Raw genomic sequence first — 13,604 nt, 5'->3', positions numbered from 1 at the left:
GTGCCTATGCTTACAAGCTTAAAGTCATGGTTTATTAGTCAGCCATGTGACGATCACTTAGCTGACTACGCAAAAAGTGGCGACAACCGCCACTTAACTAAACTCGTCGCCTTATTTGGTAACGATCTGTATCATTACTTAGTTACGCAAAGTAATGAACAGCTCGCCTTTGATATCAGCCAGCAAACCTGGTTAAAAGTAATTGAAAAACGCCATTATTACCAAAGCCAAGACAACCCAAAAGCCTGGCTGTTTCGCCTAGCGCGCAATGCCCTAATTGATGAGTTTCGTAAACAACAGCGTTTTGTAGAATTAGAAGACGATACTGCAATTGCAGCACCTAATACACAACAAGACTTTGATTACGACGCCTTTAACCACGCCCTAATGCAGCTAAGCTTTGTACAACGCGAAGCCCTCAGCTTACAGCAAGAAGGCTTTTCGCTTGAAGACATACAGCAGATCACGCAAAGCAATCATGAAACCGTAAAAACGCGGCTACGTTATGCAAAACAAAACTTAAAAACACTATTAGGAGCCCACAATGAACAAGCATAACGAACAGTTTGAGCAGCAACTTAACCAGCACTTTAGCGAACGCAAAAAACGCCACACACTTTCGCCTGAGCAACAGGCAATGTTAACTAAAATGCCAAGTGAAAAGCCTATAAAAAAACCAACCCGCTTTTTATTACCCCTACAAATGACCGGCCTCGCCTGCGCTTTAGTGGTACTGGGCTTTACCGTGTTTAACACAACAAATAACACCGCAGAGCAGCACGACACACTGAACAACACCTTTGCCGCACAGCAAAACAATTACCACTTTATTGAAGTTCACCAAGTAGATAATGCGGGCAGTTATACAAGTGAAATCACTAGCCAAAAACAACAACTGGATGACAAACTCGCCGCCGACCTGCGCCTACATCAACAGCGCTACATTGAATACGGCCAATTAGTTAAAGTGGATAACGACTGGTACATCGCCAGCTGCCACAGCGAAGTGCTCATTCAAATAAAAGACTCGCTATTGAATAACTTAAAAACCAAACACGCCGTAGAGAGCGATATTGTAAAAGGCGACATGCTCGCCATGGCCCACAACAGCCAAGGCCAGATTATCGCACTTAAACATGCGGGAGATGGGGTTAAGATGTGTAGGGGGTGATTTTTACCACAGAGAACACAGAGGCGCTGCGCGCTTCACAGAGAAGAGCCTGATGCTCGAGAAGTTTCGCAGCGCAAAAAGGTAAAAGCATGGATGCTGACAAGAATTTCAGCGTCAAGGATGAATTACTTGCAACTGAGTTAATTTAGAAAACAGATCGCTCCTTGGTTAACGCCAGTAATCTGGCAAAAAACTTGAATAAGGTTGCTAATGTAGGTCGCTGATTTATCAAGACAAAAACTGAAATAAAAACTTTCAGCCAAGGTAATCTAGTGTTGTTTTTTATTAAAATAGCCAGGTAGGTTTATCGGTAATGCGCAAAAACTATAAGCAGCGGTAGCTTTAAATAAAGGGGGAGGAATAGCAACAAAGTAAAAATAGCGATAAATACGCAGGTTCAACTGAGCTAAGTTAGCACTAAACGATGACAGACGTAAAGCCAAGGGCTTAATCAATCATTAATGTTGCTTAATTAAACCGCCCTAATTCATATGGCATTCTTAAGCCAAGCCATGGTGCATATTCACACCAATCGACATCATTATTGAATGCATAGCCATATTTAAATTAGGCTTAAAAAATAAGAATATTTGGTATTTTGAATAAAAAACCAAAAAACACAGCTGCCCAATTAACCGGAGCTTTCTAATGGGTGAACCCATTAGCTTCTGAATTTTATTCACTTTTTATTCATAAATGTAATTGAGTTTGTAGAGAGCTTATGTGATATTGATAAAACTACTCTAAAAAATAATATGATGGCTAATCAATTTTGCTTACTTCAAATTTAAAAGGTAGCAACTCGTTAATCATTAACTTAACGTTTTAATTATACAGGGAGTGTAAAACTATGAGTGAAATAATAAGTAATATTCTTAAGCGAAATATGACTATTGAGCTCCATGACTCTAACGAAGCTGAGACCCGAAAAAAAGTTATTGATCGTATAATTGAAGATATCCTCGAGTGGGATGATCTCGATATAGCCTATGAAGAGAGGGTTTCCGAAGATGGGCAAACTACATATGCTGATTATATAATTAGAACTGCTGACACATCGATCCTAATAGAAGCAAAAAGGGTTGGTATTACCTTTCAATCTATTCCAAAGCAGAAAAAAGTTAAGTTAAGCGGGAGTATTATGGAGGGGAAAACTGGGGAGGCAATAAAACAAGCTAGAAATTATTGCAGGAAAAAATCGATTCCTTTTGCAGTAGTTACGAATGGAAATCAATGGATATTATTTCCGGCAGTTAGAACCGACCAAGTCACATTTTCATCTTCATCCGCGATAGTATTTGACTCACTAGAAAGAATTTTAGGAGAAGAACTCGAGTACTTTAAAAGTCTCTTATCAAGAGATGGCGTAATTGACGGGAACCTTGCCATAGAATTATTAGGAAGAAACACTGATCAATTTGAAGAAAGAAGATTAAATAAATTTTTTAGGGGATCTGGCATCAGAACTGCAAACCCTATTTATCCACTGATTGAAAATGAAGTTGTAAGCGCTTTCTCAGACTCAATTATAAACTCAGATAAAGCACTGCTTGAAAAGTGCTATGTAAAAAATGCTGACAGACAGAAATTCGACAATAGAATTCAAATGCATTTGCAAAAACGAGAACCCCTATTCTCATCACAACCCAAAAGACCGATGCGAAAAAGAGAATCATCTTCCTTGTCTGACTCTCTAATATCAGCATCTTCAAATGCGAGACCATTAGCCATACTCATTTTGGGGACTGTTGGCACTGGTAAAACTACCTTCTTACAATATACAAGAAGAGTTGCTTCTTCTGTTTATTTTGAAAAAACAAAAAGTAAACCTTACCCACATTGGATAGATATTGACTTTAGAAACTTTTCAAAGAACGAAAACCCGATAAGTTTTATTTATAACGCTTTGTTTGAATATATAAAAAACGATAGTTTTTTTAAAGATTATAATAGATCTATCAAACATGCTTATAGTCAAGAGATTGAGTCTTTAAAGGCTGGTCCAATGTTTTTAATTTCCAATGATGAAAGTGATTTTAAAAAGAAAATAACGGAATTAATAATGGAGGATTACAATAATATTGAGCCATATGTAGATAAACTAATTACTTACGCAGCGAAAAACAGCCCTATATTTTTAGTAATTGATAATATAGATCAATTTGAGGATGATGATACACAATCTGAGATTTTTGCTGATGCTATTGCTATTGCTGGTAGATTAAATATCAACCTGATCATAGCAATGAGAGAGTCCACTTATGTAGAACATAGAAATTCGCCAACATTTGATGCTTTCGATTTTGATCCAATTCATATTGAACCTCCTGAAATTCCATCAGTTTTATCACGTCGTTTTTTTCTAACTGGTCAAATGCTATCAAATAAAAAAGGTAATTTTACCGCACTCAATGGGGCAGACTTCAAAGTTGATGATCTTTCAATATTTATAGACATTGTTAAAAGTTCGGTATTAGGAACGGAAATTGGCGAGCGAATTGATGTCCTATCAAATCATGATGTCAGACTTGCACTAAGGATGACTCGCGAGTTTTTAGCAAGGGGATATACTGATCCTGCTAAAGCATTACAAACATTTAGAACGACTCAAAGGTACACCCTACCAAAACAAGAAGCTTTTCGTTCAATACTATTAGGCAATCAATCAGTTTACAGCGAAGAATATTCTGTTATTGGCAATCCGCTAGATTCAAGGCTTGGCCGCTCTAACGGCGAGCTACTTAGGTTTTTTGTTTTAAGTGCATTAGTGAAACAAAGTAGTAGCAATGGCTCTGGCTCTATAGAAGGTCCAGTAATTAGGGATAACTTAAAAGCTATTGGCTTTTCTGAAGCTGATACAATGGATGTATTAACAGATCTATGTGAGAAAAGATTCATTCATACAAAGTCGCATGGCAAAGCGGACATTAATAGTAGTTATTTTGCTAGTAGATTAGGGGGACACATAATTAGGAACTTAATATCTGATTTTACATTTATAGAAAATATATTAATGGACACTTTCATAGCAGATAAATCAGTTTGGGATAAATTGAAAGAAATATCACAATTAATAGTAGATGAAAGAGATATTGTAGCTCGGATAAAACTTAGAGCAAAAAGATGCGAAATTTTTTATATTTTTATTCAAGACCAATTTAGACCTTTAATAGATGAAGCTTCTAAAAGAGGACTTGAACCTATTTGGTTAAGTAATCCATTAGAGGAAATGCAGCCAGAATTAAAAAGAAATACCCTAAAAGCTGTAGCATCTGCAAAAAGAAACTATGGTAAAAAATAATTAAAAATCAATAATATTACACCTTAAAAGACAATCAAAACTAGATAATAAGATCTTAACTTTTCTCCGATCTCACGTTTAACACCCTTCCCCCGTCGTCACGCTCTGAAAATAAGTAATTGATGAGTAATATCGCGCATGGATGCTCGGGGGGCGCTGGGAGAGTCCAGAGAGGGGTCAGCGGCAGCCCCTCTTTGGCTGCCGTCGCCAGTGCGACAAAACCTTGAATAAAGTTTTTTGTCTCTTAAAATACGCGGAATTAAGCATTGCATCCTGCCAAGCTAAAACACAAATCTCACGTTTAGTACCCTTCCCCCGTCATCACGCCCTGAAAATATGTAATTGATGAGTAATATCGCGCATGGATGCGCGATGAGGCGAAGCTAGGCCATGGGTGAAAAGCGCAGCTTTGAACGAGAGGCCATGGATGGCCGAACTGGGGAGCGTACAAGGATGTGTAAGTTGGCCTATCTTCGCCGTTTACGTTCACATCAATTACGGTTTGAAGGATTAAGCGTGATGCTCGGGGCGCCGTGGGTGACGAGTGACCGAAACGAAGTTTCGCAGCGCGAGGAAGTGGAAGCATGGATGCTGACAGGAACCCAGCTTCAGGGATGAATTACTTGCAGCAGAATCAATTTGAAAACCGATCGCCCCTTGATTGCTGCCAGCAATCTGGCAAAGAACCTTGAATAAGGTTTTTAATGTAGGTCGCGGATTTATCCCGACAAGAGCTAGCAAGTTAGCAGAAAACCATCAGCCAAGGTGATGCAACTTTTTGGGTTAAAGCCCAACAATCACACGCGCCAGCAAGCTCAGCGCCTACGGTGGTTAACCCTAACATTGGTGTTAAATCATTCGAGGCTGAAGCCAGCTCCTACTTCCAATATTTAACCTCTGTGTAGCGCAGCGCCTCTGTGTTCTCAGTGGTGAAAATTCACTTTTTTCGCCCTAAAGGGCGACCTACAATATAAAGTGGCTAGGTACTAGGATTGTTCCGTAATTCGTCGCCCGCCGCACGAAGCCATCGTTTTTCATTCTTGGCAAAGCAATCAGCTACAACATCCGCGCGACAACCCCGTCATTTACCTTATATTTCACGTAGGTAGTCGCACTTTAATGAAAGTTAATAACAATTTAACCTTGAACACGCTACTCTATTTACATCGTGTTTAAAAAATTGGAGTCACCATGAAAAAGTCCTTTTGTAGCAGCTTAATCATCAGTCTTATTAGTTTAACCAGCTTACAAGCCTGTGCGCAGCAAACTGAGCAAGAAATCCCTGTCGCTAAAAGCGCTGATAAGTATCAGCTTGAATTAATCGCCAAAGGTATCCAAATTCCTTGGGGAATGGCGTGGCTTAACGAGCAAGATTTATTAGTGACTGACCGCGCTGGCGAACTTAGACTTATTCGTGATGGCAAACTGCTAGAGCAAACTATTAAAGGTGTGCCTAAAGTGCATGCTGAGGGTCAAGGCGGCTTATTAGACATTGAGCTTGATCCTAATTTTAAAGACAATGGCTGGATCTACTTTTCTTACTCAGGCTATGAAGGTGATGAAGAGGGTTATAATACCTCAATCATGCGTGCTAAGTTAAAAGACATGACGCTAACCGATACACAGTTGTTGTTTGATGGTGCGCCAAACACTACAACCACCAAACATTACGGCTCACGGATTGAGTTTGATAAAGACGGTTACTTATATTTTTCGATTGGTGATCGCGGCGCGCGTGATGTTCACCCACAAAGCTTAGAATATGACGCTGGTAAAATTCACCGTATTAATAGCGATGGCTCAATCCCTGAATCAAACCCATTTGTAAACCAGTCAAATGCACGTAAGAGCATTTACTCTTACGGCCATAGAAACCCGCAAGGCATGGCTATGCACCCAGAAACGGGCATCATTTGGAGTCATGAACACGGTCCTCGCGGTGGTGATGAAATCAATATTATTAAAGCGGGCGCTAACTACGGCTGGCCAGAAGTAACTCATGGCATCAATTACATTGGTACCAAAATTACCGATGAAACAAGCCGCGAAGGTATGCAACAACCCGATTGGGTATGGGTGCCGTCTATCGCCCCTTCTGGGATGGAGTTTGTTACAAGCAGCAAATACCCGCAGTGGCAAGGTCATGTGCTTGTTGGCGCTATGAAGTTTGCACACTTAGTATTGGTTGAACTTGATGGTAATAAAGTAACGGGTCACAGCAAGCTATTTGAAGGTGCTGGCCGCGTGCGCAGTATTGCCACCCACCCTAATGGCGACTTATACCTAGGCATTGATGGTATGGGAATTTACCGCATCGTGCCTAATAGTAAAATCTAACGATTAATACACGCAATGTGATGAAGCCCTCTAATTGAGGGCTTTTTGCATTTTAAGGTGATTTGGGCGTATTACTGCGGCCCGGTACCGCCATCAACTTGACTTCCTAAGCTACTGGCATTGTCTAAACTGTATGGGTATAACTGGATATCATTAAAGATATTTGCACCGCTATCGCGATACTGATCGGTTGCTGACACACCTGTATACACATTACCTGAGGCACTAAAGTAACCTGAGCCTTGGTTCCAATGTGGTTTTGCACTGTTTTCAAAGTAGTTATTTTCTACCAGTACTTCAGCACCATTACCTGCACTAATTGCGAAGTAAGTAATGTTTTTCCAATAGTTATTAAACATATGCACGCGTGAATTATAACCATCTATTTTAGGGTTACGACCTGCTGCAGTGTCCCAAAAATTGTGATGTGCTGTCACTTGTGAGTTTTGGAATAAATGCGTATACCAATGTTGGTTAGCGCACACTTGTGGGTTATAGCCATAAAAACGGTTCCAGCTTAAGGTGACATTTTGACTGTTACCAATATCAATATAGCCATCACTGATTTTATTAAATGCCATGTGATCAATCCAAATATGGCTACTGTCATCAACAGAAATAGCATCACCAGCTTCAACTAACGCGGGGTTAATGTCTTCAAGTAAAATATTACGAATGATGATATTGCGATCATTGCTGATCACTAAGCTCGCGCCGATAATTTTTGAGTTTGGCCCTAACCCCTCAAGGGTTTTATTTGAGCGAACACGAAGGCGAGAATCATTACGTGTAACGTTAACCGTGTTGTTTGAGCTGCTGCCTAATTCACTACAACTTTGGTTGCCAACCGGTAAGCGATACCAGGTTTTACCGTAATCGCCCCATGTACCACAATCAAGCGGGCACGCTGCAACAGTACGATTGGCCGTATGGCAGTTAATCGTTGTATTGTTAGGCACTTGAATTACTGCCGTTGATGTTGAATTTAATGCGGCTGTTAACGCACTACAGCTAGTGACAACTGTTGGCGATACATTACCGCCACCGGTGGTGGTTGCAAGGCCATCACTGCCTGGTTGTGCTGCAAAACCAATTAAACCAGATGCTGTTTGACCACCACCACTGCTGCTACCACAACTACCTGAAACAGGGTTGATATACCAGCGCTGTGAACTGCCACCCACATCATCATTTTGATAAACATTCGCGCCGTTTTGCGAACCAGCCACAGTTAATGACTTTTGCGTAAGTTTATTTACAATGTTAAAACCACCTGATGAAGACGCCTTCAACTGCCAACGTTGATTGTCACCTTGCCAGTCGTCATACACTACAATGTTTGCGCCGTTAGACTGCGACGAGTTGAGTACATCAAGTACTTGGTTATTATGCTGTGCACGAATTGTCCAATAACCATCACTACCTTTAGTGAAAGCAAACTTCTGGTTTGTACCACCCCAATATTGATAGCTAATTACATCCGGTGCGCCACTAGTATCAGACGTATTTACATCTAATGCCAAGCCAGAGCCACGGTTAATTACAGAGTAAACCCCGCCTGAGCTGGGCATAGTTGTACAGTTTTCTGCCAATGTAGCAAAGCTACAGGTAGATAACAGCAGTAACAATAGACTCTTGTGCCGTTGTATTAATGTTGTCATAACGCTCATTCTTTTGCTCCAATTTATGCCATTCCTTGAATGGTGTTGTGTAAAATGCAAATCCTGCACTTAGGTACAAACAGTTAATAATTATCGTTTGTGAACTCATATTAGGATCATTTATACTACAAATAAAGTTAATTGTTAAATTAAAGTAAACCGGAGTGATTTCGATGTGAGCTTTTTTATAGCTTAAGAACTAAATTAGTATTGATATTCGCTAATTTCAGGGTGAATTAATATATCAGCGACTTATATCGCTTTTATATTGTGTAATAGTATGACAAAAAAAATAGCGCAGTACGACTACACTAAAAACAAATCACAAAGTCGCTTTTTTACAATTCTTTTTATTTATTCGTCACTAAACTAGGTAGCAGTTATTTATCTATTAGGAACGATTATGCAAAGAGCAAATTACTATAAAGTTGAGCCTGAGTTAATGGCGTACTTAATTAATCAAGAGTCGCTGATCAAACAAAAGGTCGAAGCTAGCTTTGGACTGACCATTTGGGAACTGCTAAAACTAAGAGCGTCTCAATTAAATCAATGTGCGTATTGTTTGGCAATGCATAGCAAACAAGCGCTGGAATATGGTGAGAGCATAAACCGTATTATTGCCCTCAATGCTTGGCAAGATACTCCTTTATATAACGACAAAGAGCGCGCTGCATTAGCGCTTTGCGAGAAGTTGACCTTGTCACAACACATTGATGATGATTTTTACCTGACTTTGGCAAAATTATTTGATCAACAAAGTTTAGTGACTCTTACCGTAGCTATTAATGCTATAAATAGTTGGAATCGTATAGTCAAAATGTTTAAACCTACAGTCGAGTTCAATGCTATTTTACAAATAACCCCAGCCAAATATAAAAAGTTAATTCAGCAATAAAAAAGCCTGCTAATTTGCAGGCTTTCTCGCTAACTTTTCTCTCGCTAACTCTCTACAAAACAATAATGCTCGTAACTAGGTAAGCTACGAAGGTTAAGCCACCTGCGAATAATGCATACGGCATTTGCGTTTTAACGTGAGTGAGTAAGTCACAGCCTGAGGCAATGGCTGATACTGCACTGGTATCTGATATTGGCGAGCAATGATCGCCAAATACGCCGCCACCTAAGATAGCTGCAATCACTAATGATGGTGGTAAACCCAGCGCTTGTATAAGCGGCACACCAATTGGGATTAGTATTGCAAATGTGCCCCATGAGGTGCCTGTGGTGAATGAGATCACCGCGCCGGTTACAAACAACACTGGTACGACTAAGTAAATAGGTAAGTAATCACCCACTAAGCCTGCCACAAATACACCTGTGCCTAAGTCTTTTAAGCTGGCACCAAGCGTTAATGAAAGTAATACAATCGCCACTAATGGTAAAAGCTCACCCATGCCTTTAAAGCCGATATCGACCAATTTATGGTGAGTAAATTCACGTGAGGTTACCATTAAAAAGTAGGCGACAACACAGGCTAAAATAGTGGCGTACAATACTGATTTAGAGCCACTGCCGCTGGCGATATCACCATCGCCCGACCAATACATAAAGCCAACCATGCTACCAATTAAAGTAAGTAACGGAACCAGCATATAACGCGCTTTAGTGCCTTTTACTTCTTCTTGTAACTCGGTTTTTTGATGCTCTAACTGCTCTTCGGCTTTTTTAAGCGGGCCGTGGACTTTATCAAATGAGATGGTATAAAACACAATCAGTAAAGTGATGATGGCGTAGAAGTTGTAACCGATACTGCCCCATAACACCGACACTGCCGATTCAGACATTTCATAGTTACCTAATAAGCCAAGTACGTACGCGCCCCAACCGTTAAGTAAAATTAAGATACATACTGGCGCACTGGTACTATCGATAATATAAGCTAAGCGTGCTCGGCTCATTTTAAACTTATCGAATAAACCACGGGATAAAATCCCCGCAGTCAATACACTTAAGTTAGATTCAATAAATACCGCAATGCCAGAGAACATGGTTAAGTAGCCCACTTGGCGTTTACTTTTTGCTACGCCTTTGTTCATCAACATATTAACAGTCGCTGCAACACCGCCAGATTCACGAATGTAGGCAAGCAATGCACCAATCAAGATACTAAAAATAAGGATACGGCTATTTCCCGGAGAGCTTGCAACACTCACTACGCGTTCAATGGTATTTATAAACGTATTAAACAGCGTGTTGCCATCACCTTGCAGTGCTAACAAAAACTCAGAAGAAGCAACCGCGACAAGTAGCGCCATAATTACTTCTTTACGCCAAAATACGATAAGAATCGCTATCAACGGCGGTAAAATTGAATACCAAGACATACAATAACCTTTTTAGTAGCGACTGCGCCGCTGTTATAATTATTTTACCTTCAATACGAAGGTTAGAACAAACCCGTTAGCTTAATCAGTTCAGTAATAAACACAACTTAAATCGATCAGCGCCCCTCTGAGCACTGCCTTTTCAGATCAATGCTTATTTAGTATTGCTTCATAAATCAGAGAAACAATTGAGCCATATTTACCAGTCTCGAATTTTTTACCTACAAACTCATAGTGCTTTTCACTGCCTTCTATAGGTGTGTGGCGCGTATTGGTTAGTAAAACAATGGCTAAATCATAGGCGGGATCAATCACTGTGACGGTGCCAGTCCAACCAGTATGACCATATGCTTGCGGGCTGGCATAAGGACCAAAATGCCATTGTAAGGCACCGTGACCGGCACGACGCCACCCTAAGCCATAGCTTTCATCACTTGCTTGTGGTGCAATAAATTGTTCAAGCACTTGGGGTGTAAATAGTTGCTTATCGCCATAACCACCGCGATTTAATAACAATTGTGCCAGCACACTTAAGTCTTGCCCGGTACTAAATAGCCCAGCATGCCCTGCCACCCCACCTAAAGCATAAAACGCTTTTTCGTCGTGTACTTGGCCTTGTAAAACATCAGTGCGTACGTTATCAAAATTAATTCGTCCACCGCGGGTGTTACCTTGCAGCTCTGTGGCGGCAATTTGATTTTTAGTAAAGCCTTTTTGCAACGGATTATACAGTGTATGGGTTAAACCCAGTGGCTGGTAAATTTGCCCTTCAACGTAACTATCTAATGATTGCCCAGCTAATCGCTCAACTAATACTCCGAGCAGCATGTAGTCAATATCTGAATATAAATGTTTAACGTTACGGCCAGCAACAAACGGTACGCCTGTCAGTAGTAGGTTTTTAGTACGTAGACTATTTTGTGAGAAGAAACGCTCGCCAAATTTATTATCTTTGCGATGAAAATCCACCACCGCTGGATAGCCCGCGCTGTGGGTCAATAAATCTTTCACTAATCGCTGCTCACGCCCTGCCCCTCTAAATTCAGGTAAGTAATAAAATAGTGGTTTTTCCACATCAACTTTACCTTCACTGGCTAATTTCATTAGCGCTAAGTTAGTGGCAAACATTTTTGAATTAGAGGCAATATCAAATAGTGTATCGCTTTTCATCTGCTGCGGATGCGCTAATAATGAGCCATCTGCGTGGTATTTTTTTGCATCACCATAGTGACTTAATTTGAGCAATTGACCGTCTTTTATTACCGCCAGTACGGCACCAGGGAAACCTTCAGCGATTTCTTGGTTAATTAGCTTATCAACCTGTTTAAATGTATTCGAGGCAACTGACTTAGTGGCTAAAGTAGGATACGGGAAACGAATCGTTAAGCTTGCCCCTTGCGGTTGCACATTTTCTACTTTAAAAGTATTTGTGCCATTGTGGGTGCGTTTAGATAAACTATATTCGTACCGTTTATTAGCAATAAGTGGTTGAGCAATATTTATTTTTTCACCATTAATGAAGATATCTGCGCTGCTTGCCGTGCTATTTTCAATAATAATTTCGCCTCGGCCTTTGTAAGCTTTAAACGTACCGCGATCATTCACTAAGGTCCGAGAGCTTGGATTTGGGTTAGGTAGTTCAAGCACAACCTGCGCGTTCGCCAACGGTTTTACCTTTGCCTCAGGTGCAGTTTGCTGTTGTTGGTATTGCTGCATTAACTTTGCGGCTTTTTTAGGAAAGTACTTTTCCATCAAAGCAAACAATACCGCCGCACTGCGCGCATCTGCATTTCCGCTTACATGCCAAGGTAAAAAGTGCATTTGGAAAGCACTCAACGTATCAAGCGTTTGTGGGTCAAGTTGATTAGTCGCTTGCACATCATAACCATAGCCACGTAACGCTTTTTGTATTAAACCAACTGACGGTTTTACTAAGCTAAACTGCTGCCAGTATTTATCAACGGTGTCACTGTCATACCACGCGCCAATACCAGCTTGATATAATTGATACCATGGAAAGCGCGGGCCTGGATCGTTTTTACGCGACGGCGCTATATCTGAGTGGCCAACAACTTGTGTAGGACCAATATCAGGATTCCGCTCTAAAATGCCTTTACTTAGCTCTATCAGTAACGCTATTTGTTTAGCGTCATAATCAGGGAAAATACACAATTTGCTGCTGTCATTTTCCATGTGCACATCGGGTTTTACTTCAGGGTAATGGCATGTTGGTACATTGACTATTTCAATACCAATTGATTGATCGTTTAAATCTTCTCGGCCTTGCCAGTAGCTTCGTCCTGCATGCCACGCTCTGTCGTGTTCATCAACCAGCTGTATGACTTTTAATTGCTCTTCTGGATAGCTGGCATCATTCGATTCAGGTAATAAGTAATGAGCGCTCAAGCCCCCCTTTTCAACCAGCACTCGCATTGATTTTTCATAATCAATAGCGGTGTAATGCATCACTAAGAATTTAACACGGTGACTATAATTTTCAGATTGGGTAAATTCATATGGGGTCGAAGCACAACTAACTAATAGTACTGTTGTTGCAGCTAAACTAAGTTTTTTAAGCCAAGATAAAAGTGTCATAACCTTCTCATTACAGATTGCTTAGCGTAAACACCAACAAGAGGATCACTAAAGTGATAAGTGCATTACATTAAGCAGATAAATATAGTCGTAGTGTTGCCATTTTAGTATGCGCAACAAAATGTAGTTTAAACATTATCATAGTGAAATGGTTTGTAAATAATTTATTTACGATAAAGGAAAGCAAAAGGATATTTTATATCTAACTGGCACAT

8 protein-coding genes are annotated in these 13,604 nt (G+C 40.4%); 5 read left to right on the top strand and 3 right to left on the bottom strand.

Annotation, left to right across the window (positions count from 1 at the left end; translation table 11 throughout):
* Window positions 1-6: 6 nt before the first annotated feature.
* The 4 genes from A7968_RS06675 to A7968_RS06650 all read left to right on the top strand — a co-directional run bounded on the left by A7968_RS06675 (window position 7) and on the right by A7968_RS06650 (window position 6,809).
* Window positions 7-558 (top strand): RNA polymerase sigma factor, encoded by a 552-nt coding sequence (locus A7968_RS06675; protein ID WP_064665782.1) that lies wholly within the window; start codon window positions 7-9, stop codon window positions 556-558.
* Window positions 545-1,171, top strand: a complete 627-nt coding sequence (locus tag A7968_RS06670) for a hypothetical protein (protein WP_064665781.1) — start codon at window positions 545-547, stop codon at window positions 1,169-1,171. The genes A7968_RS06675 and A7968_RS06670 overlap by 14 nt, the downstream gene beginning before the upstream one ends.
* An 850-nt stretch (window positions 1,172-2,021) precedes the next feature.
* Complete coding sequence (locus tag A7968_RS06660; protein ID WP_064665779.1) at window positions 2,022-4,472, top strand: P-loop NTPase fold protein; 2,451 nt, start codon at window positions 2,022-2,024, stop codon at window positions 4,470-4,472.
* A gap of 1,191 nt (window positions 4,473-5,663) precedes the next feature.
* Window positions 5,664-6,809 carry a PQQ-dependent sugar dehydrogenase gene (locus A7968_RS06650; RefSeq protein WP_064665777.1) on the top strand — a complete coding sequence of 382 codons (1,146 nt, stop codon included), beginning with the start codon at window positions 5,664-5,666 and terminating at the stop codon, window positions 6,807-6,809.
* A gap of 71 nt (window positions 6,810-6,880) precedes the next feature.
* On the opposite strand, the gene A7968_RS06645 is transcribed toward A7968_RS06650, so the two are convergent.
* A complete protein-coding gene (locus A7968_RS06645) occupies window positions 6,881-8,470 on the bottom strand; it encodes an RICIN domain-containing protein (protein ID WP_227008892.1) in 1,590 nt (529 codons plus the stop codon).
* 403 nt (window positions 8,471-8,873) lie between these two features.
* Between A7968_RS06645 and A7968_RS06640 the strand changes: the two genes are divergently transcribed.
* Complete coding sequence (locus tag A7968_RS06640; protein ID WP_064665775.1) at window positions 8,874-9,365, top strand: carboxymuconolactone decarboxylase family protein; 492 nt, start codon at window positions 8,874-8,876, stop codon at window positions 9,363-9,365.
* A 52-nt stretch (window positions 9,366-9,417) separates the two neighbouring features.
* Here A7968_RS06640 and A7968_RS06635 read toward each other — a convergent pair whose 3' ends face one another.
* Both A7968_RS06635 and pbp4b read right to left on the bottom strand, forming a co-directional pair.
* On the bottom strand, window positions 9,418-10,794 hold the full coding sequence (locus A7968_RS06635; RefSeq protein WP_064665774.1) for a Na+/H+ antiporter NhaC family protein: 1,377 nt from the start codon (window positions 10,792-10,794) through the stop codon (window positions 9,418-9,420).
* 147 nt (window positions 10,795-10,941) lie between these two features.
* Window positions 10,942-13,389: a penicillin binding protein PBP4B gene (gene pbp4b / locus A7968_RS06630; RefSeq protein ID WP_064665773.1), complete on the bottom strand. Its 2,448-nt coding sequence runs from the start codon at window positions 13,387-13,389 to the stop codon at window positions 10,942-10,944.
* Window positions 13,390-13,604 lie beyond the last annotated feature (215 nt).

Origin of the sequence: Pseudoalteromonas prydzensis, assembly GCF_001661495.1 — a bacterium.
Classification (GTDB): Bacteria; Pseudomonadota; Gammaproteobacteria; order Enterobacterales; family Alteromonadaceae; genus Pseudoalteromonas; species Pseudoalteromonas prydzensis.
The sequence above is the reverse complement of the archived record's forward strand: the minus strand, read 5'-3'. Positions and strand labels throughout refer to the sequence as shown.